This is a genomic window from Streptomyces armeniacus, assembly GCF_003355155.1.
Classification (GTDB): Bacteria; Actinomycetota; Actinomycetes; order Streptomycetales; family Streptomycetaceae; genus Streptomyces; species Streptomyces armeniacus.
Window position 1 is genome coordinate 6,961,086 of record NZ_CP031320.1, and the last position, 25,590, is coordinate 6,986,675.

At 71.1% G+C, this 25,590-nt stretch carries 22 protein-coding genes; 9 read left to right on the forward strand and 13 right to left on the reverse strand.

The window, feature by feature from the left end; all coding sequences use genetic code 11:
- Positions 1 to 44: 44 nt before the first annotated feature.
- On the forward strand, positions 45 to 794 hold the full coding sequence (locus tag DVA86_RS30285) for a response regulator (protein ID WP_208883123.1): 750 nt from the start codon (positions 45 to 47) through the stop codon (positions 792 to 794).
- A gap of 33 nt (positions 795 to 827) precedes the next feature.
- Here the strand turns inward: DVA86_RS30285 and DVA86_RS30290 are convergent, their stop codons facing one another.
- A complete protein-coding gene (locus DVA86_RS30290; RefSeq protein ID WP_208883125.1) occupies positions 828 to 2,030 on the reverse strand; it encodes a winged helix-turn-helix domain-containing protein in 1,203 nt (400 codons plus the stop codon).
- A gap of 34 nt (positions 2,031 to 2,064) precedes the next feature.
- Positions 2,065 to 2,646, reverse strand: a complete 582-nt coding sequence (locus DVA86_RS30295; RefSeq protein WP_208883127.1) for a GNAT family N-acetyltransferase — start codon at positions 2,644 to 2,646, stop codon at positions 2,065 to 2,067.
- A gap of 161 nt (positions 2,647 to 2,807) precedes the next feature.
- Here DVA86_RS30295 and secA point away from each other — a divergent pair, with 161 nt between their 5' ends.
- Positions 2,808 to 5,672 carry a preprotein translocase subunit SecA gene (gene secA / locus DVA86_RS30300; protein ID WP_208883129.1) on the forward strand — a complete coding sequence of 955 codons (2,865 nt, stop codon included), beginning with the start codon at positions 2,808 to 2,810 and terminating at the stop codon, positions 5,670 to 5,672.
- A 98-nt stretch (positions 5,673 to 5,770) separates the two neighbouring features.
- Here secA and DVA86_RS30305 read toward each other — a convergent pair whose 3' ends face one another.
- The 6 genes from DVA86_RS30305 to DVA86_RS30330 form a co-directional block, all read right to left on the reverse strand.
- Complete coding sequence (locus DVA86_RS30305; RefSeq protein WP_245997360.1) at positions 5,771 to 6,364, reverse strand: Rv3235 family protein; 594 nt, start codon at positions 6,362 to 6,364, stop codon at positions 5,771 to 5,773.
- Between the two features lie 9 nt (positions 6,365 to 6,373).
- Entirely contained in the window at positions 6,374 to 7,930 is a 1,557-nt protein-coding gene (locus DVA86_RS30310; protein ID WP_208883131.1) for a type I polyketide synthase, read from the reverse strand.
- Positions 7,931 to 7,958: 28 nt separating this feature from the next.
- The gene (locus tag DVA86_RS30315; RefSeq protein WP_208883133.1) at positions 7,959 to 8,849 is read right to left on the reverse strand and encodes a DUF5995 family protein; all 891 of its coding nucleotides are present in this window, start codon (positions 8,847 to 8,849) and stop codon (positions 7,959 to 7,961) included.
- Positions 8,850 to 8,973: 124 nt separating this feature from the next.
- The gene (locus DVA86_RS30320; protein WP_208883135.1) at positions 8,974 to 9,990 is read right to left on the reverse strand and encodes a 3-oxoacyl-ACP synthase III family protein; all 1,017 of its coding nucleotides are present in this window, start codon (positions 9,988 to 9,990) and stop codon (positions 8,974 to 8,976) included.
- Between the two features lie 71 nt (positions 9,991 to 10,061).
- Complete coding sequence (locus DVA86_RS30325) at positions 10,062 to 11,687, reverse strand: AMP-binding protein (protein WP_208883137.1); 1,626 nt, start codon at positions 11,685 to 11,687, stop codon at positions 10,062 to 10,064.
- A 56-nt stretch (positions 11,688 to 11,743) separates the two neighbouring features.
- Positions 11,744 to 12,751: an acyl-CoA desaturase gene (locus DVA86_RS30330; RefSeq protein WP_208883138.1), complete on the reverse strand. Its 1,008-nt coding sequence runs from the start codon at positions 12,749 to 12,751 to the stop codon at positions 11,744 to 11,746.
- Positions 12,752 to 13,215: 464 nt separating this feature from the next.
- On the opposite strand from DVA86_RS30330, the gene DVA86_RS30335 reads away from it, so the two are divergent.
- Genes DVA86_RS30335 through DVA86_RS30355 form a run of 5 tightly spaced genes read left to right on the forward strand, consistent with a single transcriptional unit; the run spans position 13,216 to position 17,649 of the window.
- On the forward strand, positions 13,216 to 13,467 hold the full coding sequence (locus DVA86_RS30335) for a phosphopantetheine-binding protein (protein ID WP_208883140.1): 252 nt from the start codon (positions 13,216 to 13,218) through the stop codon (positions 13,465 to 13,467).
- Positions 13,464 to 14,333 carry an SAM-dependent methyltransferase gene (locus DVA86_RS30340; RefSeq protein ID WP_208883142.1) on the forward strand — a complete coding sequence of 290 codons (870 nt, stop codon included), beginning with the start codon at positions 13,464 to 13,466 and terminating at the stop codon, positions 14,331 to 14,333. Before DVA86_RS30335 ends, DVA86_RS30340 begins: the two co-directional genes overlap by 4 nt.
- A gap of 44 nt (positions 14,334 to 14,377) precedes the next feature.
- Entirely contained in the window at positions 14,378 to 15,703 is a 1,326-nt protein-coding gene (locus DVA86_RS30345; RefSeq protein ID WP_208883144.1) for an NAD(P)/FAD-dependent oxidoreductase, read from the forward strand.
- Positions 15,700 to 16,710 (forward strand): SDR family oxidoreductase, encoded by a 1,011-nt coding sequence (locus DVA86_RS30350; protein ID WP_208883146.1) that lies wholly within the window; start codon positions 15,700 to 15,702, stop codon positions 16,708 to 16,710. The genes DVA86_RS30345 and DVA86_RS30350 overlap by 4 nt, the downstream gene beginning before the upstream one ends.
- Before the next feature lie 21 nt (positions 16,711 to 16,731).
- Positions 16,732 to 17,649, forward strand: a complete 918-nt coding sequence (locus DVA86_RS30355; protein ID WP_208883148.1) for an SDR family NAD(P)-dependent oxidoreductase — start codon at positions 16,732 to 16,734, stop codon at positions 17,647 to 17,649.
- On the opposite strand, the gene DVA86_RS30360 is transcribed toward DVA86_RS30355, so the two are convergent.
- Complete coding sequence (locus DVA86_RS30360; RefSeq protein ID WP_245997361.1) at positions 17,624 to 18,370, reverse strand: 4'-phosphopantetheinyl transferase family protein; 747 nt, start codon at positions 18,368 to 18,370, stop codon at positions 17,624 to 17,626. The genes DVA86_RS30355 and DVA86_RS30360 overlap by 26 nt on opposite strands.
- A 2-nt stretch (positions 18,371 to 18,372) precedes the next feature.
- The gene (locus tag DVA86_RS30365) at positions 18,373 to 18,693 is read right to left on the reverse strand and encodes a response regulator transcription factor (RefSeq protein WP_208883150.1); all 321 of its coding nucleotides are present in this window, start codon (positions 18,691 to 18,693) and stop codon (positions 18,373 to 18,375) included.
- A gap of 234 nt (positions 18,694 to 18,927) precedes the next feature.
- Here DVA86_RS30365 and DVA86_RS30370 point away from each other — a divergent pair, with 234 nt between their 5' ends.
- Positions 18,928 to 19,902 carry a beta-ketoacyl-ACP synthase III gene (locus DVA86_RS30370; RefSeq protein WP_208885360.1) on the forward strand — a complete coding sequence of 325 codons (975 nt, stop codon included), beginning with the start codon at positions 18,928 to 18,930 and terminating at the stop codon, positions 19,900 to 19,902.
- 202 nt (positions 19,903 to 20,104) lie between these two features.
- Here the strand turns inward: DVA86_RS30370 and DVA86_RS30375 are convergent, their stop codons facing one another.
- Both DVA86_RS30375 and DVA86_RS30380 read right to left on the reverse strand, forming a co-directional pair.
- Positions 20,105 to 20,749 (reverse strand): response regulator transcription factor, encoded by a 645-nt coding sequence (locus DVA86_RS30375; protein WP_208883152.1) that lies wholly within the window; start codon positions 20,747 to 20,749, stop codon positions 20,105 to 20,107.
- Positions 20,750 to 21,260: 511 nt separating this feature from the next.
- Positions 21,261 to 22,886 carry an MFS transporter gene (locus DVA86_RS30380; RefSeq protein ID WP_208883154.1) on the reverse strand — a complete coding sequence of 542 codons (1,626 nt, stop codon included), beginning with the start codon at positions 22,884 to 22,886 and terminating at the stop codon, positions 21,261 to 21,263.
- A 77-nt stretch (positions 22,887 to 22,963) separates the two neighbouring features.
- Between DVA86_RS30380 and DVA86_RS30385 the strand changes: the two genes are divergently transcribed.
- Positions 22,964 to 23,548 (forward strand): TetR/AcrR family transcriptional regulator, encoded by a 585-nt coding sequence (locus DVA86_RS30385; protein WP_208883155.1) that lies wholly within the window; start codon positions 22,964 to 22,966, stop codon positions 23,546 to 23,548.
- Between the two features lie 99 nt (positions 23,549 to 23,647).
- Here DVA86_RS30385 and DVA86_RS30390 read toward each other — a convergent pair whose 3' ends face one another.
- A complete protein-coding gene (locus DVA86_RS30390) occupies positions 23,648 to 25,111 on the reverse strand; it encodes a KR domain-containing protein (RefSeq protein ID WP_208883157.1) in 1,464 nt (487 codons plus the stop codon).
- Positions 25,112 to 25,590 lie beyond the last annotated feature (479 nt).

A 25,590-nucleotide genomic window follows, 5' to 3' on the forward strand; every position in this document is an offset into this window, starting at 1 on the left:
GCACACGGTCCGGTTGAGCGGCAGAGCCTGCTGGGGGAGGAACGATGGTGGACAGCTTCGGGCCCGCGATGCCCGTGCCCGACACACACCGGGATCCGGACGTGCAGGGATCGCGCGGCTGCGGGCCGCGTGAGGAGCCGATCCGGGTGCTTGTCGTGGACGACCACGCGCTGTTCCGGCGCGGCCTGGAGATCGTCCTGGCGCAGGAGGAGGACATCCAGGTCATCGGGGAGGCCGGGGACGGCGCCGAGGCCGTGGACAAGGCCGCGGACCTGCTGCCCGACATCGTGCTGATGGATGTGCGCATGCCGAAGCGCGGCGGCATCGAGGCCTGCACGTCCATCAAGGAGGTCGCTCCCAGCGCGAAGATCATCATGCTGACGATCAGCGACGAGGAGGCCGACCTCTACGACGCGATCAAGGCGGGCGCCACGGGCTATCTGCTCAAGGAGATCTCCACCGACGAGGTGTCCACCGCGATCCGGGCGGTGGCCGACGGCCAGTCCCAGATCAGCCCGTCGATGGCGGCAAAGCTGCTCACCGAGTTCAAGTCCATGATCCAGCGCACGGACGAGAGCAAGCTGGTGCCGGCGCCCCGGCTCACCGACCGGGAGCTGGAGGTGCTCAAGCTCGTCGCGACCGGCATGAACAACCGCGACATCGCCAAGGAGCTCTTCATCAGTGAGAACACGGTGAAGAACCACGTGCGCAACATCCTGGAGAAGCTCCAGCTGCACTCCCGTATGGAGGCCGTGGTGTACGCGATGCGGGAGAAGATCCTCGAGATCCGCTGACCCCCGCACCGGCCCCCGGCCCCGCGCCCGCCCTCAGTCCGCCTCGCGCTGCGCGTGCGCGATCTCCGCCTCGAGCGCGCCCCGTACGTCCGCCGCCGCGCCCTCCAGCCGCTCCAGCCGCACCTGTGAGCACCCAGCCCAGGACGCCGCCTCGACGAGCGCGCGCGCCATCGGCTCCGCCGCCTTGGGCGTACGCAGCGACAGCTGCCGCGCGATCAGCGTCCGCCCCTCACGGGCCGGGTCGACGCGGCCCATCAGCTTTCCGCCCGCGAGCAGCGGCATCGCGAAGTACCCGTGCACCCGCTTCGGCCGGGGGACGTACGCCTCCAGCCGGTGCGTGAAGTCGAAGATCCGCAGCGTGCGCGGCCGGTCCCAGATCAGCGAGTCGAACGGGGACAGCAGCGTCGTACGGTGTCTGCCGCGCGGCGTCTCGGTCAGCGCCGCCGGGTCCGCCCAGGCGGGCCGGGCCCAGCCCGCCACCTCGACCGGCACCAGGTCCGTGTCGGCGACGACGGCGGTCACTTGGTCCCGCTTCAGCCGGTGGTAGTCGGCGAGGTCCGCCTCCGTGGCGACGCCCATGGCCGTGCCCGCCTGTGCGACCAGGCGCCGTATGCACTCGTGGTCGTCGATGTCGTCGTGCAGCAGCGGGTCCGGGATGGCGCGCTCCGCCAGGTCGTACACCCGCTTCCAGCCGCGCCGCTCCGTGCAGACCACCTCGCCGGTGTCGAGCAGCCACTCCACCGCGATCTTGGTCTCGGACCAGTCGAACCACTCGCCGCCGTTCTTGCCGCCGCCCAGCTCCGTCGTCGTCAGCGGTCCCTCCGCCTTGAGCCGGTCCCGCACGGCCGCGCACGCCGCGTCCCGGTCCTGCAGCCGGTGCCAGCGGTGGCCGCGGGCCTGCATCGCCCGCCGCCGGAAGGCGAAGTGCGGCCACTCCTCGACGGGCAGGATGCAGGCGGCATGCGACCAATACTCGAACGAGTGGCCCCCCGTCCAGTACGCCGCCTCCACCGTCTCGCGGCCCACCGCACCCAGCCGTGCGTACGGCACCAGCTCGTGCGAGCGGGCCAGCACCGAGATGGTGTCGAGCTGCACGGCGCCCAGCCGCCGGAGCAGCCCGCGCACCCCCGCGCGCCGGTCCGGGGCGCCGAGCAGGCCCTGCGCGCGCAGCGCGATGCGGCGGGCCTCGTCGGCGGACAGGGAGAGCTCGGTCGTCGTGTCGCACACCGCAGTCATGGCGCACACCCTAAGTGCCGCCACTGACAACGCCTCAGGGCGCGGCCAGGTACGGCGTCCCGCCCGTACGCCCCCAGTCCGACGGCAGCAGCGCCCCGGTCCAGGCGTCGCGCCGCGTGCCCCGGTGCACGATGCGGGCCCGCTGCACGCCCTCCATGACGAAGCCGAGCCGGATCGCCACCGCGCGGGACGCGTGGTTGCCCGCGGTGGCGATCCACTCCAGCCGCTCGACGCCCAGCCCGGCGAACGCCCAGTCGATCACCGCGCGCCCGGCCTCCACCGTGTAGCCCTTGCCGCGCTGCTCCTTGGCGGTCCAGAAGCCCAGCTCGGCCTGGCGTTCCGCGGTGCGCAGGTGCGCGATGCGGACCAGGCCCATGGAGCCGACGAGGGCGCCTTCGCGGGTGAAGACGCCGAAGTTGTACGTGGTGTCGTCGCGCCAGCCGGCCGGGCTGGCGTTGAGCACGAACTCCTCCGCGTCGTCACGCGTGTACGGGTCCGGCACGGGTATCCAGCGCGGGATCTCCGGATCCTGGCAGGCCGCGTGCACGGATTCGGTGTCCCGCGCGTCGAACGGGCGCAGCAGCAGGCGCCCGGTGCTGAGAGTGATCGGCTCCATGCCGCCATTCTCGCCGGACCCGGCACCTTCGGGACCTCCGGCACGTTGGGGGTACAGCGGGCCTCGCCCCTGTCTTACGATGGCCGGTGCGGCGGGGGACCACTCCGCTGTGCCCGCGCACCAGACCGTGCTCAGGCCCGACCGGCAAGGAGTCACCCTACGTGTCCGTCTTCGGCAAGCTCATGCGCGCAGGTGAGGGCAAAATCCTGCGCAAGCTGGACCGCATCGCGCGGCAGGTGAATTCCATCGAAGAGGATTTCGTCGACCTCTCCGACGCCGAGCTCAGGGCGCTCACGGACGAGTACAGGGAGCGGTACGAGGGCGGCGAGAGCCTGGACGACCTGATGCCGGAGGCCTTCGCCACCGTGCGCGAGGCGGCCAAGCGCGTGCTGGGTCAGCGGCACTACGACGTGCAGTTGCAGGGCGGCGCGGCGCTGCACCTCGGTTACGTCGCGGAGATGAAGACCGGTGAGGGCAAGACCCTGGTCAGCACCCTGCCCGCGTATCTCAACGCGATCTCCGGCGACGGCGTGCACATCATCACCGTGAACGACTACCTCGCGGAGCGCGACTCCGAGTGGATGGGCCGGGTGCACCGCTTCCTGGGCCTGTCGGTCGGCTGCATCCTGGCGAACATGGCGCCGACGCAGCGCCGCGAGCAGTACGCCTGCGACATCACGTACGGCACGAACAACGAGTTCGGCTTCGACTACCTCCGCGACAACATGGCCTGGTCGCAGGAGGAGCTGGTGCAGCGCGGGCACAACTACGCGATCGTCGACGAGGTCGACTCCATCCTCGTCGACGAGGCGCGGACGCCGCTGATCATCTCCGGCCCGGCGGACCAGGCGACGAAGTGGTACAGCGACTTCGCCAAGCTCGTGAAGCGGCTGGAGAAGGGCGAGGCGGGCGACCCGCGCGTCCAGAAGCCGGAGACCGGCGACTACGAGATCGACGAGAAGAAGCGGACCGTCGCCATCCACGAGGCGGGCGTCGGGAAGGTCGAGGACTGGCTCGGCATCGACAACCTCTACGAGTCGGTGAACACCCCGCTGGTCGGCTATCTCAACAACGCCATCAAGGCCAAGGAGCTCTACAAGAAGGACAAGGACTACGTCGTCCTGGACGGCGAAGTCATGATCGTCGACGAGCACACCGGCCGTATCCTCGCCGGCCGGCGCTACAACGAGGGCATGCACCAGGCGATCGAGGCGAAGGAGGAGGTGGAGATCAAGGACGAGAACCAGACGCTCGCCACGATCACCCTCCAGAACTTCTTCCGCCTCTACGACAAGCTCTCCGGCATGACCGGTACGGCCATGACGGAGGCCGCCGAGTTCCACCAGATCTACAAGCTCGGCGTGGTCCCGATCCCGACGCACCGCGCGCTCGCCCGCGCCGACAAGGCCGACCTGATCTACCGCACGGAGGTCGCGAAGTTCGACGCCGTCGTCGACGACATCGCGGAGAAGTACGAGAAGGGCCAGCCGGTGCTGGTCGGCACCACCTCCGTGGAGAAGTCGGAGTACCTCTCGAAGCAGCTCAACAAGCGCGGCGTGCGCCACGAGGTGCTGAACGCGAAGCAGCACGACCGTGAGGCGGCGATCGTCGCCCAGGCGGGCCGCAAGGGCTCCGTCACGGTCGCGACGAACATGGCGGGCCGCGGTACGGACATCAAGCTCGGCGGGAACCCGGACGACATCGCCGAGGCCGAGCTGCGCGCCAAGGGCATGGACCCGCTGGAGGACGCCGAGCAGTGGGCGGCGGCGCTGCCGGCCGCGCTGGAGCGCGCGGAGAAGGCGGTCGAGGCGGAGTTCGCCGAGGTCAAGGACCTCGGCGGGCTGTACGTGCTGGGCACCGAGCGGCACGAGTCGCGGCGTATCGACAACCAGCTGCGCGGCCGTTCCGGCCGTCAGGGCGACCCCGGCGAGTCCCGGTTCTACCTCTCGCTGGGCGACGACCTGATGCGCCTCTTCAAGGCGCAGATGGTCGAGCGCGTGATGTCCATGGCGAACGTGCCGGACGACGTGCCGATCGAGAACAAGATGGTCACCCGCGCCATCGCCTCCGCGCAGTCCCAGGTCGAGCAGCAGAACTTCGAGATCCGCAAGAACGTCCTGAAGTACGACGAGGTCCTCAACCGGCAGCGCGAGGTCATCTACGGCGAGCGCCGCCGGGTCCTCGCCGGCGAGGACCTGCACGAGCAGGTGCGGCACTTCATGGACGACACGATCGAGGCGTACGTCCAGGCGGAGACCGTCGAGGGGTTCGCCGAGGAGTGGGACCTGGACCGGCTGTGGGGCGCGTTCAAGCAGCTCTACCCGGTGTCGGTCACCGTCGAGGAGCTGGAGGACGCGGCGGGCGAGCGCGAGGGCATCACCGCGGACTTCATCATCGACGCCATCAAGGACGACGTCCACGAGCGGTACGACAAGCGCGAGGAGGAGCTCGGCTCCGACATCATGCGCGAGCTCGAGCGCCGCGTGGTCCTCTCCGTGCTCGACCGCAAGTGGCGTGAGCACCTCTACGAGATGGACTACCTCCAGGAGGGCATCGGCCTGCGCGCGATGGCCCAGAAGGACCCGCTGGTCGAGTACCAGCGGGAGGGCTTCGACATGTTCCAGGCCATGATGGACGGCATCAAGGAGGAGTCCGTCGGCTACCTGTTCAACCTGGAGGTGCAGGTCGAGCAGCAGGTCGAGGAGGTCCCCGTCGAGGACGAGGCCGCCGAGGGCAAGCCGTCCCTGGAGAAGGAGCCGCAGGACGCGGTGCCGGCCGGAGTGGCGCCCGCGATCCGCGCGAAGGGCCTGGACGCCCCGCAGCGGCCCGACCGGCTGCACTTCTCCGCGCCGACCGCCGAGGGCGGCGTCGTCGAGGGCGAGATGCCCGCGGCGGGCGCGGGCCCCGACGGTGCCGAGCCGGACACCGGCGGTGCGGACGGCGGTCCCGTCCGGTCCGAGGCCGACGGCATGACGCGGGCGGAGCGCCGCAAGAAGGCGCAGAAGGGCCGCCGCCGGAAGAAGTGACCGCGGCGCGCGGCTGAACGCGCGTGTGCACGGGGCCCGCTCGGCCGGAAAGGCCGGACGGGCCCGCGCGTGTACGGGGCGTGCAGGCGCGCGTACGGTCATCCGCGGCCGGCGGTGCGTACGCCGTCCAGCTCGACCGCGGAGCAGCGCCAGCGCAGGTCCGCGCACAGCTCCAGCCGGAACGCCATCGCCCGGGTGCGGCTGCCCGTCGTGATCCGGGCGAACGCCTCGACCACCCCGGACACGGGCTGCTGCCCGCCGACGGCGAGCACCGCCTGGGCGGAGCGGTTCGTTCCGCGCGGCCGCAGCGGCGTGTGCGCCGCGAGCCGGGTCAACTGGTCGAACGCCTCGCCCCGTACGTGCCCGAGCAGCGAGTGCACCGGCCGCCTGCCGCTCAGCACGAGCTGCAGCTGCTGGGCGAACCACTGGTGCGGCTGGTGTTCGCGGTCCCGCCGCGCGGCGGCGCGCAGCGCCGACTCCTCGGGACGCGCGCGCCGCGGCCCGGTGCCGGGCCGGCGCGGGTCCCGCCGCCCGGGCGGGCCCTTGCGCGGTGAGCCGGTGCGGCCGGGCGCGTGCCGCCGCCCGTGGCCCGCGGCGTCGTCCGTACGCCCTGTCTCGTATTCACATCTGGCGCTGCGGCCGAGAGCTCGGGTGTAGAACCGGGGGATGGTTTTTTGTTTATTAGTGGACACGTCTAGGTCTTATCCCATAGCCTTCTGCGTGAGCGTCAGATTTGTAGAAGGGACAGGTGTGGGGATTGGGAGGGGTTTGGGGGGGTGGTTGTGGTGGAGGGCGGTGATCATTTTGATGATGCCGGCGATGCCGGCGGCGGCTTGGGTGTGGCCGATGTTGGATTTGAGGGTGCCGAGGTGGAGGGGTTGGTTGGTGGGGCGTTGGGGGGCGTAGGTGTGGTGGAGGGCTTGGGCTTCGATGGGGTCGCCGAGGGTGGTGGCGGTGCCGTGGGCTTCGATGGCGTCGATGTCGTGGGGGGTGAGGTGGGCGTTGTGGAGTGCTTGTTGGATGGCGTGTTGTTGTGCGGGGCCGTTGGGTGCGGTGAGGCCGTTGCTGGCGCCGTCTTGGTTGATGGCGCTGCCGCGGAGGATGGCGTGGATGTGGTGGCCGTGGTGTTGGGCGTCGGTGAGGCGTTCGAGGAGGAGGATGGCGAGGCCGTCGGAGAAGCCGGTGCCGTCGGCGGTGGTGTCGAAGCTGCGGCAGCGTCCGTCGGGGGAGAGGGCGCGTTGGCGGGAGAATTCGATGAAGACGGTGGGGGTGGCCATGATGGTGACGCCGGCGGCGATGGCGAGGGTGGTTTCGCCGTTGCGGAGGGATTGGATGGCGAGGTGGGTGGCGACCAGGGAGGAGGAGCAGGCGGTGTCGATGGTCAAGGCGGGGCCCTGGAACCCGTACGTATACGCCACCCGGCCGGATGCGACCGCGCCCAGTGTGCCCAGGCCCCAGTACCCCTGGAGGCGGGTGCGGTCCGCGTGCGCCAGATACGCGTAGTCGGTTCCGGTCACCCCGGCGTAGACGCCGGTGTCGGTGCCGCGCCTGGACTCGGGGTCGATGCCCGCGTCCTCGAACGCCCGCCACACGCCCTCCAGCAGCAGCCGCTGCTGCGGATCCATCGCCAGCGCCTCACGTGGACTGATCCCGAAGAACTCGGCGTCGAAGTCCGCCACTCCGCGCAGGAATCCACCGCCCCGCGTGGCGGCCGTACCGGGATGGTCGGGGTCGGGGTGGTACAGCCCGTCGAGGTCCCAGCCCCGGTCGGTGGGGAAGGCGGAGATCGCGTCCCGGCCCTCGGCCAGCAACCGCCACAGCTCCTCGGGTGAGTCCGCCCCGCCCGGAAGCCGGCACGCCATCCCGACCACCGCGATCGGTTCCTCCTCACCGGCGTCGGCTGAGGCGGTGCCGGCGGACACCCGGGCCGCCGTGCGCTGCCGCGGTGCGTCGCCGGTGGCCAGCCCGAGCCTGGAGAGCAGGTACGCGGCCACCGCCTCCGGGGTGGGCTGGTCGAAGAGCATCGTCAACGGCAGCTCTGTGCCGTACAGCCGGCCCAGCTGCTGGGTCAGTTCGACCGCGGCCAGGGAGTTGTAGCCGTAGTCCAGATACGGCCGGGAGGGATCGATCTCGCCCGGCTCCTGGCCCAGCAGGGCCGCCGTCTCCGCCAGTACGACGTCCAGCACGACGCGGTGCCGGTCCCGTTCGGACGCCTGAGCCGCCTGCTCGGCTTCCGCGGTGGTCGGTCGCTCGCCCACGTTCCACTCTCCCTTTCGAGAACCGGCGCTATGCGGTGGCCGCCGAGAGCACGGCGTCCGTGGTGCGCCACACGGCTTCTGCCTCGGTCTTGAAGACCGGACCGGCCAGGGGGATCTGGAGTCCGAGGCCGTTGACGAAGGAGATCGCGTACATCGCCGGGCCGGTCGTGGCGACCAGCTGCCAGACGCCGCCGAGGTCCACCCCGTACGCCTGCTTCGTACGCTCCACGACGACGGCGTTGCGCTCGAGAAGAGCGCCGGTGATCGTCAGATAGTCCGGGCCGTCGCCGAGTCCCGCCCGCGCGTCCGCCAGCGACTCCCCGACGTCCACCGTGAGATGGGCGTTGTAGCCGGTCATGGCGGTCCGCACCGGCGAGCTGTCGCAGCGGTGCGCCAGGTCGAAGTGCCGCTTCCAGTGCGGCGGGACGGGCCGGCCCAGGAACTCGTCGTGCAGGATCTCCAGATAGCGCCGCAGCAGTCCGGGCGTGAAGGCATGTCCGAAGTCGGGGTCCGCGAACTCCGTCTCGTGCAGGAGCGGTTGCATGACCTCGCGTTCCATCGCGTCGAGCCCGACGGCGAACAGCCCGCGCCGGTCGTGGTGGCGTACGAGGATCGCGGTGATCTTCCGGTTTCTGGCGACCGCCTCGTCGAACCGCTCCAACGGGTCGTCCCCGTCGAGCGTCGAGGTGTCGGACAGCGCGATGACAGTGCGCTGTTCCTCCTCCGACAGCGGGGTGCCGCACGCCGAGGCGGCCCGTGCGGACGGGGTTTGAGCCGCGTCCGCCGGGGTCGCGTGGGCGGCTGTCACCGGGATGGTGGACATGGCCGTTGCCAGTGCCGTACCGGCGAGCAGGCCGCGCAGGGCGGGCCGTCGCCGCCCGCGTACGGGGTGCTGCTCGCTGGTCGTTGTCGTCGGCATTCTTGTATCTCCGTACGTTCGCGCTGTGCGGTGTCGCCGGGCGCGCCGCCGCTGTTCGGGGTCGGGGGTTCGGGACGAGGGCCGGCGCGGGGCCGGACGGGGGAGTGAGGCCCGGCCGGCCCGCTCAGAAGCGGAGTGCGGCAGCGGCGGCGAAGTCCCCCGCGTGGGCGAAGCCGGCGGCGACCACCAGGTCGCCGGGCTTGATCCGGCCGTCCGTCAGCGCCTCGTGCAGCGTCACTGGTGCGGCGGCGCCGTAGAGGTTGCCGTAGCGGTCATAGGTGTCCGGATGGCGCTCGGGCGCGATGCCGAGGGCCGTGCGCCAGTTGCGCAGGAAGATCCGGTTCGGCTGGTTGGTGATGAGCACGTCGATGTCCTCGACGGCGAAGCCGGATTCCGCAGCGAGTTCGCGTACCACCTCGGGCACGACGCGGTTGCCGAAGTCGAGGGTCTCCTTCGTCTTCACCGGGTCGAACCGCACGTCCAGGACGCTCGATCCGTTCTCCCAGTAGTGCCGGCCGTCCTCGGTCGCCATGCCGACGTCACGTGCCGTGCTCGGGGTGTTGCGGGTGCGTACGCCGAGCAGCCGGGAGGGCGCGTCGGCCGTGACGTACGCGACGCCGCAGCCGTCGCCCGCCACCACGCTGTGGGGCTTGAAGCGGTTCTCCGGCTGGGCGAAGATCTGCCCCGCCGTGTTCTGCACGTTCGCGATCAGCGCGCCCCGTGCGCCGTGCGCCGCCATCAGGCCCGAGGCGAGCTTCAGCATGTACGGGAAGGACGCGCACCCGCCGTTGTGCAGGTCGATGACGGTCTCGGGCGTGATGCCCAGCCGGTCGGCCGTGTCGGCGCCGCACCCCGTGAACAGGTCGTCCGGCAGCAGTACGTTGGTCAGGAGCAGATCCACCTCGGCCGCCGGGTCCACGCCGAGCCGCTCGAACATGGGGAGCGCGGCACGCTCGATCAGTTCCGCGGCCCGGTCCCCGGGCTTCACGTGGTGACGCCACTGCGCGGGGCGCACCAGCGGGCCGTTGTCCATGGGGGACAGTTCGAGACCGGCCGCCAGATAGGTCTCCAGACCGATCGGCTCGTGCGGGAAGTGGCTGCCGGTGCCCGCGATTCCGACGGCAGAGGGCCAGCCAGTCATTGTTTCCGGTCCTTCCTGTGGTGACCTCGGGTGGAGCGGTGTGCGGGCGCGCGCCGGGCGCGTCCCGTGTCTCATGCCAAGGCCACTCGGGCCACCGGCTCCAACTGCTCGTCCTGGAGCAGCGACCGGCAGCGGAACCGCTGGATCTTTCCGCTCGGCGTCTTCGGCAGCGTGCCGCGCGGCAGGAACAGGCACTCGGCGAGGGCGACGCCCGCCCGGTCCATGACGGCCGAGGCCGCCGCCTCGGCGAGGGTGCGGAAGTCCCGGGGCTTGCCCATGGCCTCGGCCAGCAGCACCAGTTGCACCCCGGCGGAGCTCTCGGTGTCGACCACGGCGGCGCAGCCCTTGCGGATGTGCGTCAGGGAGTCGACGGTCGCCTCGATCTCCGAGGCGTACACCTTCCGGCCGGCCACCGACAGCATGTCGTCCAGCCGGCCGGTCACATACAGCTCGCCGTCGTGTACGAAGCCCAGATCGCCGGTCCGCAGCCAGCCGTCCCGGAAGCGTTCGGCCGTACGCTCCGGGTCGCGGTGGTAGCCGGAGGCCAGGCTCGGGGAGGCGACCTCGATCTGCGCGACCTGCCCGCTGTCGCCCGCCCGTACCGAAACCCCCGGCAGGGCGACCCCGTTGGAGACCAGCCGGGTGGCCCTCGGGTCGTCGGACGCCACCTCGACGACCTTGCCGTCCTCGAAGGCGAGCCGGTCGAACGCCGCCTGGCGGGGCGCCTGCCGCCACGGTTTGCCGGTGACGGCGAGGGCGGCCTCCGCCATCCCGTACGCGGGCTGGAACGCCGTGTCGGACAGCCCGAAGGGCCGGAACTTCTCCGTGGCCGCGCGGAGGGTGTCCCCGTCGACGCGTTCCGCGCCGATCACGGCGGCGCGCAGCCGCAGCTCCCGCGGCAGCGAGCCGTTGCCCTGCGCGCGGGCCGCCAGATGCACGGCGGTGCTGGTGCCCGCCGTCATCGTCGCCTCGTACTCCGACATGTCCCGGAACCAGGTGCGCGGCGCCATGCCGAACCGCTCGGGCGTCGAGAGGACGAGGTCGAAGTCGTAGACCCACGAGTACAGCAGGCAGCCGAACATGCCCATGTCGTGCGAGAGGGGAAGCCAGGAGACGACCGTGTCCGCGCCGGGGCGCCCGCCGGTCAGCTCCAGGATGATCTCCATCTGCCGCTCGATGGCCCCGGTGGTCAGCTCGCACCCTTTGGGCGTGCTGGTGCTGCCCGAGGAGTACTGGATGAACGCCGGCTCGTCACGCCCCGGCGGGGAGGGCTCCAGCGAGCCGCCGCCGCGCAGCGAAGCCCAGCCGCGTACGGGCACCTGCGCGGCCAGTTCCCGCGGGACGAGGGTGACCAGCTCGTCGTCGACCAGCAGCAGGACCGGTTCCAGGCGGGCCGACAGCGCGACGAGCTGCTCGCCGTACGCCTCCGCGCTCTGGCCGCGGGTGGGCAGCGGCAGCGACGCCGCCGTCCCGCCCGCCAGCCAGACCGCGAGCAGCCCCCGTACGGTGTCGGGGGTGTTGGTGAGCACACAGGCCACCGGCGTGCCGGGCCGTACGCCGGCCTCCCGCAGCCGGGCGGCCATGCCGTGGGCGTCGCGTGCCACCTCGCGCCAGGGCAGATGCTCGAACTCGTCGCCGGACCAGGCGTGCAGCACCCCTCGCGCGGCGCCGTTGGTGAGGGTGTCGAAGAACTCCATGGATCCCCTTGTGTCATCGCCCGGCTTCCCCGTTGCCGCGTCCGCCGGATGCGCGGCTATTCCACGTCCACCAGCGAGGTGCCGGAATCGCGGGAGCGGTCCGCCATCGGGGCCAGCCGCTGCTGGCCCTCGAGCAGTTCGCGGCGGTCGAGCGAAGCGCCGTCCACGCGGCTGACGTTGGCCTCCCGCAGGGTGAGCCGCTCGCTGTCGATCCGGATGACCTTCCAGGCCAGGCGGGTCTTCTCCAGGGACCAGATCAGGATCGCGCTGAGGTCGACCTCGTACCACTTCATGCCGTGCCGCGCGGAACGGGGGAAGGCGTGGTGGTTGTTGTGCCAGGCCTCCCCGAAGGACGGCAGCGACAGCCAGGCGACGTTGCGTGACTCGTCCGTGGTCTCGAAGCGGCGGCGACCGAAGTAGTGGCCGACCGAGTTCACGGCGTACGTCATGTGGTTGATCAGGAAGATCCGTACGAGCCCGCCCCAGACCACGCCGGTGAGCGCGGCGTACAGCGAACCGCCGGTGATCGCCCAGGCCAGGACGCCCGGGAGCAGGATCCCGGCGGCCACCACGAGCACCAGGTGCTCGCTGAGCCAGCGCAGCGGCTTCTCCCGTACGAGATCGGGGCAGTAGCGCATGGGCTCGGAGGTGAGCTTGACGTCGAACAGCCAGCCCAGGTGGGAGTGCCACAGGCCGGACATGGTGCCCTTGAAGCCGGGCGGGAAGTCCAGGTGGGGGCTGTGGGGGTCGCCTGTCTTGTCGGCCACCCGGTGGTGTTTGCGGTGGTGCGCGGCCCAGATGAGCGGCGGACCCTGCCCCGCCATGGCACCGGCGGTCGCCAGGGCGACGCGGATAGGCCGGTACGTCTCGAAGGAACGGTGCGTGAGCATCCGGTGGTAGCCGGCCGAGATGCCGAAGCCGGAGATCACGTACATGATCACCAGAACGACTACGTCGGACCAGTAGAAGACCCTGTTCCACAACAGGGCCATCGCGCCGAAGACCGCGAGGAGCGGGATCACCGACGCTCCGAGCATGAACCAGCGGTGTTCTCGGCCGTCCATGGGTCATCTCCCAGAAGTTGGCGACTGCTTGGAGTCGTGCCGCTGCTTGGAGTCGGGCCGCCCACGGGAGCCGGTGGGCGCGGCGCGGACGGGAGCGGAATGCAGGTGAATGAGGTGGCGGGGCAGTCCCGTGACGGCGGGAGCCGGGCGCTCGCCGGCCGTCCGGTCAGCATTGCGAGGTCAAGCTAAACACCTCGCCCGCCTCCCGTCAGCAGGAAACAGACCGGACGGAATTGCCCTTTGGGGCAATGCCCCAAAGGGCAATGCCCTTAAGGGCAATGGCCGCCGCGAGTCGGGTCGCTTAGCGTGAAAGCCCTCCGTACGCCGTCGGCTGCCGGAATACCTGGAATTCCCTTGTCCGCGCATTATGCGCACTGCTCACCGACGACCAGCATGCCGGCCTGTGCGAACAGCTGACGCGTGTATCGCCCCGGCACCGGACACGTTCTCCTGGAAGGCATCCGTTGATTACCGCTGAAGACATCTGCGAACGCATCGCGAACAAGCTCGGCAGCAAGGCGTCGGCGGTGACGCTCGACGCCGATACCACCTTCGAGTCGGTGGGCCTTTCCAGCCTGCAGATAGCCGACATCGTGTACGGCATCGAGGACGACTTCGACATCAGGTTCGACGAGAGCCAGGCGGCCGCCGTAAAGACGGTCGGCGACCTTGTGAAGCTCGCCGAACAGGCCGCGGCGGACGACTCCGCCGCGTGACCACCCTCGAATACCCGGGAGCCACGGCCGCCTCGATCCGGCACCACTACGACGTATCGAACGACTTCTACGCCCTGTGGCTGGACCAGGACCTCACCTACACCTGCGCGCTCTGGGACGAGCAGGGCGAATCCCTGGAGACCGCGCAGCAGCGGAAACTCGACTACCTCATCGGCCAGGCGAGAGGCGCGGGCGCCCGCCGGGTCCTCGACGTCGGCTGCGGATGGGGCAGCCTGCTGGCCCGCCTCGTCGGGCGGCACGGAGTCGAGCAGGCGGTGGGACTCACCCTCAGCGACAGCCAGGCGGAGCTGCTGCGGGCACGGCAGCTGCCCCGCACCGAAGTGCGGGTGGAGAGCTGGTCGGACCACGAGCCGGGGGAGCCGTACGACGCGGTCATCTCCATCGGCGCCTTCGAGCACTTCGCACGGACCGGCCTCACCCGGCAGGAACGGGTCGCGGCCTACCGCGAGTTCTTCGCACGCTGCCGCCGCTGGCTCCCCAGGGGCGGCAGGCTCGCGCTGCAGACCAACGTCAAGGGCAACAACGTACGGATGGACCGGCAGACCGTGAGCGATCTGCTGTTCATCATCGAGACCATTTTCCCGGAGTCGGAGATTCCCGCGCTCTCGGAGGTCGTCGAGGCCAGCGAGAAACACTTCGACGTCGTGGCACTCCGCAACGACCCGGACCACTACAGCCGTACGTGCGCGGAATGGCTGCGCCGGCTGCGGAACCGCCGGAATGCCGCCGTCCAGTGCGCGGGAGAGCGAGTCGTCGCCGACTACGAACGCTATCTGGGGGCGACCGTCGGTCATTTCGACAACCGCCATCTGGGACTGTCGCGCATCACCTTCGAAGCCACCTGACCCCGGTTCGTCAACGGCACCAACGGCCCGCCGAGGAGCGCTCATTGGACGCGTACAAGCACGTCGTCTACTGGCACGACACCGAGCCGGTGACCCCGCGGCCCCCGCTGCGAGGGAACGCTGACTACGACGTGTGCGTGGTCGGCGGCGGATTCACCGGGCTGTGGACCGCGTACTTCCTCAAGGAGGCCGAGCCGGCCCTCGACATCTGCGTCCTCGACGCCCGCCACTCCGGATACGGGGCGTCCGGCCGCGCCGACGGCTTCGTCACGCCGACCGTGGGGAAGGACATCCAGGCGCTGGTCGACCAGTTCGGCCCGGAGCGCGCGCTGGAGGCGTCGCGGGCGGTGGGCCGCTCCATCCTCGAGATCGGCAGGTTCACCCGGCGCAACCGTGTCGACGCGGAGTACGAGGCCAACGACTACCTCATGGTCGCCACCAGCCCGGCGCAGCTCAGGCGGCTGGAGGGGGACCGCGCCCTCGCCGAGCGGATGGGCGCCGCCCAGGCCGCCGTCATGTCGGCGGACGCCACGCGCGCGCTGGTGGACTCGCCCGCTGTGCTGGGCGGCATGCGTACGGGCGGCGCGCTGGTCAACCCGTTCAGGCTGAGCCGCGGCATCGCCCGGGTGGCCGAGGAGAAGGGCGTCACCCTCTACGACGACTCGCCGTGCCTGCGCGTGGAACCGGGCGTACGCCCCACGGTGGTCACCGCCGGGGGACGGGTGAAGGCCGACAAGGTCGTCCTCGCCACCAACGTCCACATGGACGCCTTCCCGCCGTTCCGCCGCAAGGTGGTGCCGGTCTGGACGTACGCCATGGTCAGCGAGCCGCTCACTGACGCGCAGCTCGCGCGGGCCGGCTGGGAGGGCAGGGAGGGACTGGTCGAGGCGAAGTCCCTGCTGACCTGCGCCAGGCTCACCCGCGACAACCGGGTCCTGTTCGCGGGCGGCCCGGTGCCCTACTACTTCGGCCGGGACAAGCGGCAGCGGAACATGAACCGGCCAGGCGTCTACCGCGAGATCCGCAAGGAGTTCCTGCGCTTCTTCCCCATGTGGAGAGACGTGCGCTTCTCCTACGCGTACGGGGGAGTGGCCGACGTGGTGCGCGACTTCGCCCCGCACTTCGGCACCCTCGCCGGCGGCTCCGTGCTCTACGGGTACGGCTACTGCGGCAACGGCATCGCGGCCACCCACACCGGGGGCAAGGTGCTGCGCGATCTGGCGCTCGGCAAGGAGACCGACTACTCGCGGCTGCTCTTCGTCGACGGCCCGCAGCGCAAGCCGCCCGCCTCGTTCCCGCCCGAACCGGCGCTGTTCGCGGGTGTCCGCGCCGCCGCACGGCTGATGGACTGGAAGGACGCACGGGCATGAGCCGCCCCCGTACAGTGCTGCTGACCGGAGCGTCCGGAGTCGTCGGCCGCGCCATCCTGCGCGAGGAGCACGCCGGCCGCCTGCGGATCATCCCGGCCGCCCGCAGCGCGCCGGTGCCCGAGGCGACCGAACCGGTGCTGCACTGCGACGTGTCCCGGGAACGCTTTGGCCTCGACCGGGAGGACTACCGTGCCCTGGCGGCCGACGTCGACGTCGTGATCCACTCCGCCGGGCTGACCGAATGGGGCCTGCCGGCCGAGCGCTACCGACCCGTCAACATCGACGGCACCCGGCACGTGATCGACTTCGCCGAACAGGCGGGCGCCACCGTCCACTTCGTGAGCACCGAGTTCGTGGCCGCCCTCCTGCCGGACGCGGCCGGGACGCTGAGCGACGGGAACATCTGCCGCAACTACATCGAGTCGAAGCGGCGGGCCGAGGTACTGCTGGAGGAGAGCGGCCTGCCGCACCTCGTCTTCCGGCCCACCAACCTCATCGGGCACGCCACGACCGGGTGGACGTCGCGGGGCCAGATCGTCCAGCAGATGTCCGACTGGCTGCGGCGCGGCCGTGCCCCCTTCGTACCCGTCTACCCGGGCATCCGGATGGACTTCGTGGCCCAGGACCTGCTGGCCAGGGCCATCGTGCGGGCCATCGAACTCGACGACGACCAGGGCACGTTCTACGTCTCCTACGGACCCGAGGCGATGGACGTGGAGGCGTGCCTCCGCACGCTGGCCAAGCACGCGGCCGGCCTGGGCCGCACCTTCACCGCGCCACCGCTCAGGGACGCCCGCGCACTCGACCCGGCGGAGATCACCGGCCGCGACCCCATGACCCGTATGTATCTGGCCGTGCTCCGGGACGTCGGCGAGGTCACCTGGTGCAGCGGCGGCGTTCTGCCCACCTCCCTGCCCGAACTGCGGGAACGCTACGGGCTCACCGCGATCGACGACACGGCCGCCTACGCGGCCAGCCTCGCCTACGCCGCCGAGCACCTCGGCTGAACCCACGGAAGGACACTGGTGGTGAACGGAGTCTGGAAACCCCCGGAACTCGGCGGGAAGGTGGCAGTGGTCACCGGTGCCAGCAGAGGAGTCGGTCGGGGCATCGCGCTCGCACTCGGCGAGGCCGGCGCGACCGTCTACGTCACCGGCCGCAGCACCCGGGACGGCCGGCGCACCGAGGACCTGCCCGGCACCGTGGAGGACACCGCAGAGGAGGTCACACGCCTGGGCGGCAAGGGCGTCGCGCTGCCATGCGACCACGGCGACCCCGAGCAGAACGAAGGGCTGGCCCGGCAGATCGAGGCCGCCGAGGGACATCTCGACCTGCTGGTCAACAACGCCTGGGGAGGGTACGAACGCTCCCACGAGGTCCCGTTCGACGCCCCCTTCTGGAAACAGCCGATGTGGCGCTACGACCTCTTCGAGACGTCTCTGCGCGCGCAGTACGACGTGACGCGGCGGCTCGTACCGCTGATGCTGCCGCAGCGCAGCGGGCTGATCGTCGGCATCAGCTTCTCCGACGGCGACATCTACCTCGGCCAGGTCGCCTACGACGTCTTCAAGACGGCGGTCGACCGCATGTGCCGCGGCTTCGCCGCCGACCTGCGCAAGCGGGACATCGCGGCGGTCTCGCTGCACCCCGGCTTCGTCCGCACGGAGCGGGTGGACGCCGCCTGGGAGGCGCTGGGCAGCGGCCCCGCCGCCGTGGCGCACTCACCCGAGTACGTGGGACGGGCGGTGGCTGCGCTGCTCGCCACCCCCGACATCATGGAGCGGAGCGGCCAGGTGCTGGCAACGGGCGACCTGGCCGCCGAGTTCGACTTCGACGACGTGGACGGACGGCGCCCGCCGGTCTTCCGCCTGGAGGGGCGGATGAGCCTGGCCACCCGGATGGACAGGCTGAACAGGGTGGTCAAGGGTGCCCATCAGCAGCGCTGACCCGGCCGCCGCCATCCCGCCGTACGGCCACCGCGGCCTGGTAGCCCTCGGGCGCGGGCACGTCCCGCAGCACCCAGCCGGAGGGGCCCGGTGCCGCGGCGGTCGGGGCGAACCGTTCGCCGAGACCCACGTGGTGGGTCCCGAGGCCGCCGGCCAGGCCGGTGCCGATGCCCTTCAGATACGCCTCCTTCCGTACGAGGCAGCTGCACGTCGCCGAGGGGCGTACGGCTGCCGGCAGGGCGGCCAGGGCGCGTTGCTCCTCCGGGTGAAGTCGCCGCGCGGTCCGCTCGAGGCCGTCGCGTACCAGCGCCTCGGACTCGATGTCCGCGCCCACGGGGGAGCCGGACAGGGCGCAGAGCGCCGTGTCCGCGGCGTGCGACAGCGAGAAGTGCACGTCGGGCCGGCCGGCCACGGCGGGCCGTCCGTGCGGACGGCCGCACCCGGGAGCCCCGCACCGTTGCCGTACGAACACGACCTCGCGCGGATCGGTACCCAGGTGCGCGCCGAGGAACAGCCGCAGTCCCACATGTGCGGTGACGAAGCGCTCGCGCTCGAGCGGGAACCGGAAGGCGGCGGCCCGCCGCCGCTCCTCCTCGTCCAGCACGTCCGCCGCCTCGGTCGCGGCGGCGGTGTGCTCCGGCAGCCACAGCAGCCGTACGGCCACGTCGCCGGCGGGGGGCGCGCGCTCCGGCTCGCTCCGCGGAGCGGCGCCGGACGTCACGGCTACCAGGTGTCGCTGTCGGGGCGGTCCGGCCTCAGCTCGTCTTTCCACTCCATGGAGAGCAGCACGGCCTCGACTCGGGACCTGAGGCCGAGTTTCCTGGTGATGTTCGTCAGATGCGCCTTCACGGTCCGTTCCGCTATCCCCAGCCGCCTGCTGAGTACGCGATTGCTTTCGCCGGCCGCCAATACCCGGAGCACCTCGCGTTCCCGGGCGGTCAACACCTGGAGTGCGGATCTTTTCGACAGAGTACTGACACGATCCCCCGCGCTTTCCGTTGGACGCAGTGTGTCGGCACGGCCCGGCTGGTCATTTCCGGTCATCACGTACTCCAACTTCCCCGATATTTACCTTGTTGCAGGAGGAAGACCGATCGGGACACAGCCCACAATCGACTCCGGCCACACGCCGGAGGGACGAGGATGGCACTCAGTGTGCCGGGGGCGGCTGCCGAGGAATCTCTCCCTGGTCATCCTCGCACTACCGTACTCAGTCCGCAACACCCCGTATGCAAGCCGGATATGACGCCGTGTCAAACTAGTTGAGTGGTGAATCATATGGCAGTTCCAGGTCCTTCACGCGATACGGCGGGTTTTTGCGGGTCCCGGCTCGCGGCGGTGGCCGCCAGTCGCCCGGAACGGGTGGTCGACAACCAGGATTTGGGGAATTCATTACATGTCTCCCCGGACTGGATCGAGCGCCGTGTGGGCATACGGGAACGGCGTTATGCGGGACCCGGTGAGTCGATCCCGAGAATGGCTGCGGATGCCGCTTCCAAGGCATTGTCCACGGCCGGCCTGGTACCCTCCGATGTCGATTTACTCGTTCTTGGGACGTGTTCCATGCCGTCTCCGATGCCGGGCGGCGGAGTGATGACGGCGGCGGAATTGGGAATTCCGAATGTGGGGGCTTTCGACGTCAACGCGGCCTGCGCCGGCTTCTGTTACGGCCTGGGGATCGCCGACGGCATGGTGCGGTCCGGCACGAGCCGCTGTGCGCTCGTGATCGGCGCGGAGCGCATGACGGACTGGGTCGACCCCGAGGACACGGACACCGCCCCGATCTTCGCGGACGGCGCCGGCGCCGCGGTCGTACTGCCGGCCGAGCGGCCCGGGGTCCACCCGGTGGTGTGGGGCGGGGACGGCGACCGCTCCTCGCTCGTGGCCATTCCTGACCGTTGGAGCCACATGAAAATGCAGGGGCAGCCCGTCTACCGGTGGGCCACCACGGAGCTGATCGCTGTCGGCGAGGAGGCATGCCGCCGTGCAGGGCTGGCCCCGTCGGAGCTGAAGGGACTGGTCACGCACCAGGCGAACCTGCGGATGATCGACCGCATGGCCGAGGGCCTCGGCGCGGTGAACGCGGCGGTGGCGCGGGACGTGGTCCACAGCGGCAACACCTCCGCCGCCTCCGTTCCCCTGGCCCTGAGCCGGCTGATCGACCTGGGCGAGGTGCGCTCGGGCGACCCGGTCCTGCTGCTCGGCTTCGGCGCGGGACTCAGCTACGCGGCCCAGGTGGTGGACTGCCCGTGAGCGGTACGCACCGCCGGCGCGGCGGATAGGTCCCGGCGCGCGGCTGTGCGACAGGGGATTCTCCCGCTTGTCCATGGCTTCCTTCCCCCGCGGTGAACCGTCGGCTGCCGGACCCTGGGGATTGAAGGGGGCGGGCATACAAAGCGGATACATTCCGGCGGAGGCGCCCCGCGCCGTTCGGCGCGGCAACCGGCCTGCCGTGTCAGCCCGGGCAGGCGAGCAGTTCGGGTGTGCGGGCGCGGACGATCCCGATCTCGTAGGCGAAGATCACGGCGTGTACCCGGTTCCGCAGTTCGAGCTTGTTGAACATGTGCTGCACATGGGACTTCACCGTGCTCTCGCTGACGGAGAGTTCGACGGAGATCTCGGCGTTGGTCATCCCCTGCGCAATGAGCCGCAGCACGTCGGCCTCCCGGCGGGTGAGGTGGTCGAGGTGGCCGTGGTCCGGTTCCGCGGTCGTCGGCACGTGGTCGGGCTGCCGGGCGCCCGCGGGGGTGATGAGGCTGTAGCCGGCCGCGATCATGCGTACCGCGGCGCAGACCATCTCCGAACTCGAGTGGTTGAGCAGGATGCCGTCGACGCCGGCTCCGGGAAGCCGGCGGACCCGCTGGTCGACGCTGTCCACCAGGACCAGCGTGGCCTTCGCCCCGCACTCGGCGACCATGCGCCGTATGGCGGTGACGTCTATGGCGTCGCTCGGTGTGTCCAGCATGGCGACGTCGGAGGACCGGCCCGCGGGCAGCTGGCTCGCCTGCCGGATGCTCTTCGCCTCGCCGACGACCTGGAGGTCGGAGGAGCTTTCCAGCATCGCCCGGTATCCGGCTCTCACGACGCTGCGCTCGCTCACCACTAGGACGCTTATCGGTTTCCCTCGCTGCATCATGTCCTCACGAATGACGTCTGGCTCAGCAACAAGAACTTCGAGGCGCGGCGAACTTACGGGGACACCCGTGGCGGCGGTGCGCCGCAGCGGCACTCGGCTGTCGCGGCGTCATGGTTGTTCTGTCTTCGGCTCAGCACGGACGTCACGAGCTGAGTGAGCTTCACATGGCTCCGTGGCATGGCCTTCACAGTACGGAATGGGGCCCACACTGGTGGTATAGAGCCGGTATAGGAACTGCCCGGTGCACGTCACCGCCGCCGATGCCGTGCGAGCAGTCCGCGGGCCGAGCCCTGGAGCATATGCCAGCGGCGTCGCCAAGAGGACTATACGGCTTGAGTGTTGGCCGGACGGAGATACCGTACGGCGCCCGCGCCGCGGCGGCCGGACGCGGACATGGCGTCGCGCCCGGGTCGGGGGTCCCGGGCGCGACGCTCCTGAACCGCTACGGGGGGTTCGGTTCAGGAGATCAGGGGGCTCAACTCCGTTCGGACGGCCCTTGCTTGGCGGTGCGGACGCCCCGGTCCGGGTCCCCGGCCGCCGGCTCCGGGACGGCGCGCCCGTGCCCGGCCGTGGCCGCCGGTTCGGTGCGCTTCGGCACCAGTACGACCGCGAGGAAGGCGGTGAACGCGGCGGTGGCGAGAACGCCGTACGCGGCCGTGGTGTAGCCGTCGACGAAGGCGGACCGGGCCGCCGACACCAGCGGGCCCGCCGCGGCGTCCGGCAGCTGCGCCGCGACTCCCGTCGCGCCGCCGAGCGAGTCCTCGGCCGCCTCGCGCGCCGCGGGCGGCAGCTGGGCCGTGATCCGCTCCGGCAGGCCGTCGGCGTACACGGAGTTGAGCACGCTGCCGTAGACGGCGATGCCGAGCGCCGCGCCGACTTCGATCGCCGCGTCGAAGGTGCCGCCCACCACGCCGCCGCGTTCGGCCGGTGCGTTGGCCATCACCGAGTCCGTCATGGCGGGGATGGCCACGCCGGCGCCGAGGCCGAAGAGGACGCCGGCGACCATCACGCTCGTGTCGTCACTGGAAAGGTCCACGGTGCTCAGCACGTACGCGCCGCCGGCGGCGAGCGCCGCACCGAGGGTGATCGGCCAGCGCGGCCCGGTCCGGTGGTAGAGCTGCTCGCCGACCGGCACCCCCACGATGAGCGCGACGCCGGCGGGCAGCAGCCGCAGACCGGTCTCCAGCGCGTCGTAGCCCATGAACTGCAGGGCGTACAGCGCCACCAGGTAGATCATCCCGATGACGATCGTGAAGATCAGGGCCGCGAAGGCCGCCCCGGCGGCGAAGAACTTGTTGGTGAACCAGTCGAGATCGACCATCGGATTGCTCACCCGGCGTTCCACGATGATGAACGCCACCAGCGAGACCAGGAACAGCGCCCAGGCGCCCATGACCTCCATCGAGAGCCAGCCCTTGACCGGGCCCTCGATGACGCCGTACACGAGCCCGCCCAGCATGAGGCAGGACAGCAGCGCTCCCCACGGGTCGAGTGGGCCGGCATTGCGGTCCCGGGAGGCGGGGAGCAGCGGCACGGTGGCCAGCAGGAGCACCAGGGCGATTGGCACGTTGAGGTAGAACGACGCCTCCCAGCCGTACGGTTCGACCAGGGCGCCGCTCAGCAGCGGCCCGCCGGCGAGGCCCAGGCCCGCGGAGGCTCCCCACAGGGACAGGGCGCGCTTGCGCTCGCCCTCCTCCACGAACGTGGCCCGTACGAGGCCGAGTGTGGCGGGCATGATCAGGGCGCCGGAGACGCCCAGGCCCACCCGTACCGCGATCATCGTGCTCGGCTCGTCGCTGAGCCCTCCGGCCACGCTGAACACGGCGAAGCCGCCCAGGCCCCACATGAGGGCGGCGCGGCGGCCGAACTTGTCGCCCACGGCGCCCATCGCGAACAGCAGTGCCGCGACCGTGAGCGGATAGGCGTCCAGCATCCACTGGAGTTCGTTCGAGGTCGCGTTCATGTCCTGGACGACGTCGCGCAGCGCAACGGTCAGCGCGAGGTTCGCCGTGACCACCAGGAACAGACTGAGGGCCAGCACGCTCAGACCGGCCCAGCGTCGGGGGTGGGCCGTGACCGGCTGTGTGGGTGGAGATGGCATCCGGGCGCTCCCTCGGCAAGCAACTAGTACGGTACGGTACCGTATCATTGCCGCCGGGCTCAAGTAAACTGCCTGTTATGACGACCGCACCGCTGCGGGGCGGACAGGCCCGCGAAGACCAGCTGCTGAGCGCGACCCTCGAGGTGCTGCGGGAGGTGGGGTACAACCATCTGACCGTCGACCTTGTCGTGGCCCGGGCCCGGGCGAGCAAGGCGACGGTCTACCGTCGCTGGCCGTCGAAGTCGGAACTGATCGTCGCGGCGTTCGAGAACGCGACCCGTGACCTGCCCGCTGAACGTGACACCGGTTCGCTGCGCGGCGACCTGCTCGCCGCGCTCGGCGACGTGCTCGACGAGATGGACCGGTTCGGCGACGTGATCGCGGACCTGCTGGGCGAGCTGGGCCGCAGCCCCGAGCTGGCCGGCACCATCCGGGACGGCTACATCGCCTCGCGCCGCCAGACCATGATGAACGCCTTCTCGCGGGCGCAGGAGCGGGGCGAGATCCCGCCCGAAGTCGATGTGGAGACCCTGTGGGACCTGGTGCCGGCCGTGATCTTCTTCCGCTCGCTCAACATGGGCTCACGCGTCGACGCCGAGGAGGTCCGCGGCCTCGTGGACAACATCGTGCTCCCGCTCGCCTTCCGTTCCCCGCCGGAGTGACGGCGCGTGTCCGCCCCTGCCCGGGCCGGCCGGGGCAGGGGCGGACACGCCTACGGGGGGCGGGGTGTACGGGGTGGGTACGGGACGGCTGACGCCCTGTCAGCCGTGCTGCTCGGCCAGGGACTCGGCGAGGTAGCGGCCCCAGAACTCGGCCGAGATCTCGAAGAAGCGCCGGGTCTCCAGATCGAGCCGCAGCTCCTGGCGAAACTTCGCGAGCGTACGCATCGCGCCGAGGGAGTCGTAACCGAAGTCCAGCAGATTGAAATCCCCAGTGAACTCGGAGCGGGGCACGTCGAGTTGCTCGGCCAGCGTCTGCCAGACGTACTCGTCGAGCGCCTGCTCACGCTCGCCGGCGGGCAGCCCCAGCGCCCACGTCAGCACCTCGTCATCGGCTGCCGCCCCCTGCTGCCCCGCCTGCTCCGGCGCCTCGTCCGCGCCGAGGCCGGTCAGCACGGGCCGTACGCGCCGGGACTCCAGCAGCGGCTTGACCACAGCCCAGTCGACCTCCGCGACCACGCGCTGCCCCTCGCCCGCCGCGAGCACGGCGCCCAGGCGGGCGAGCGCGGTCTCGTGGTCGAGGGCGCGGAAGCCGGTGGCGGCCACCCGTTCCGGCCTGCCGCGCCCGCCCAGCCCGCTGACCATGTCCCAGCGGCCCCAGTTGAGCGTGGCCGCCGGCAGCGAGCGGGCACGGCGGTACGCGGCGAGCGCGTCGAGGAACTGGTTCGCGGCCGTGTACGCGCCCAGGTGCGCGGCGCCCCACACCGAGGCCACCGAGGACATCAGGGCGAAGAAGTCCAGCGGCAGGTCCGCCACCAGCTCGTGCAGCAGCCACGCGCCGTCCGTCTTGGGCCGCAGTACCGCGCGGAACAGCTCCGGCTCGGACTCGGCCAGGTCCTGGCCGCCGGAGAGCCCGGCCGCGTGCACGACACCGGCCAGCGGCCGGGCGCCGCCGCGCAGTTCGTCCAGGAGGCCGCGCATCGCCGCCTCGTCGCACACGTCCGCCGCGGCGACCCGTACGGTGGCCCCCCGCTCCTCCAGCGCCCGTACGGCCGCCGCGCGTTCGGCGGTGTCCGGGGGAAGCGTGCCGTCGTCCCGGCCGGACAGGTCCGGGAGGCCGGTGCGGCCGGTGAGGACGAGGTGTGCCGCTCCCTGGTCGACGAGCCAGTTCGCGACGAGCAGCCCGACACCGCCGAGCCCGCCGGTGATCAGATAGACGGCGTCCGCGCGTATCACGGGGGCCGGCGCGGCGGCGGGGGGTGCGCACCGCGTCAGCCGGGGGACCAGCACGGCTCCGCCGCGTACGGCGACCTGGTCGTCGTCCGGTGCGGCGTCGCGGAGCAGCAGGGTCGCCAGCGTGTCGGCGTCCGGATCGGTGTCCGGGTCCAGATCGATGCTGCCGCTCCACAGCTCGGGGTGTTCCAGCGCGATGGTCTTCCCCAGGCCGAGCAGCGGCGCGGCCGCGACCCGCAGCCCGCCGTGCTCCTCACCCGTCGCCTGGGCGCCCCGGGTCACCACCCACAACCGGGGGCCGCCGGCACCCCCGTCGGGGCCGAGCGAACGCACGATCCGCGCGAGCACCTCCGGGCCGAGGCCGCGCGCTCGTACGACGTCTGCGGTGCGGGCCGTGTCGCCGTCCGGTACGTCGAGGCTCCACAGGTGAACGATCCGGTCCAGCGGTCCGGCCTGCCGGATGAACTCGGCGACGGTACCGAGCCCGTTCGTCTCCGGCTGGTCCGCTTCCGGCGGGGCCCCGGGCCCGGGGACGTCCTCGGCGGCGTAGCACAGCAGGCACTCGTCACCGGCCTCCTCCAGCCGCTGGGCGAGGCGTTCGGCGAAGCCGGCGGAGTCGGCGAGGAGGAGCGTTCGGCCGGGGCGCGCGGGGTCGGGCGGGCGCGGCGGGCGCCGCGGCCACCGGGGAGGCCGGCGCGCACCGTTCCGGGGCGTCGGCCCCGGCTGTCACCGTGATCACGAGCTTCTTCGCCAGGGCCCCACGGTAGTCCGGCCCGTCCTGCCCCACGGCGCGGCCCGGCACCGGGGCCGCG

Excerpts from the sequence above, each read along its gene's own strand:
- DVA86_RS30315 (WP_208883133.1), bottom strand. The coding sequence starts at position 8,849 with ATGCCGACGACAACGACCAGCGAGCAGCACCCCGTACGCGGGCGGCGA.
- DVA86_RS30380 (WP_208883154.1), bottom strand. The coding sequence starts at position 22,886 with ATGCCATCTCCACCCACACAGCCGGTCACGGCCCACCCCCGACGCTGG.
- DVA86_RS30370 (WP_208885360.1), top strand. The coding sequence starts at position 18,928 with ATGGCAGTTCCAGGTCCTTCACGCGATACGGCGGGTTTTTGCGGGTCC.
- DVA86_RS30365 (WP_208883150.1), bottom strand. The coding sequence starts at position 18,693 with ATGACCGGAAATGACCAGCCGGGCCGTGCCGACACACTGCGTCCAACG.
- DVA86_RS30320 (WP_208883135.1), bottom strand. The coding sequence starts at position 9,990 with ATGACTGGCTGGCCCTCTGCCGTCGGAATCGCGGGCACCGGCAGCCAC.
- DVA86_RS30385 (WP_208883155.1), top strand. The coding sequence starts at position 22,964 with ATGACGACCGCACCGCTGCGGGGCGGACAGGCCCGCGAAGACCAGCTG.
- DVA86_RS30295 (WP_208883127.1), bottom strand. The coding sequence starts at position 2,646 with ATGGAGCCGATCACTCTCAGCACCGGGCGCCTGCTGCTGCGCCCGTTC.
- DVA86_RS30350 (WP_208883146.1), top strand. The coding sequence starts at position 15,700 with ATGAGCCGCCCCCGTACAGTGCTGCTGACCGGAGCGTCCGGAGTCGTC.
- DVA86_RS30325 (WP_208883137.1), bottom strand. The coding sequence starts at position 11,687 with ATGGAGTTCTTCGACACCCTCACCAACGGCGCCGCGCGAGGGGTGCTG.
- DVA86_RS30285 (WP_208883123.1), top strand. The coding sequence starts at position 45 with ATGGTGGACAGCTTCGGGCCCGCGATGCCCGTGCCCGACACACACCGG.
- DVA86_RS30330 (WP_208883138.1), bottom strand. The coding sequence starts at position 12,751 with ATGGACGGCCGAGAACACCGCTGGTTCATGCTCGGAGCGTCGGTGATC.
- DVA86_RS30290 (WP_208883125.1), bottom strand. The coding sequence starts at position 2,030 with ATGACTGCGGTGTGCGACACGACGACCGAGCTCTCCCTGTCCGCCGAC.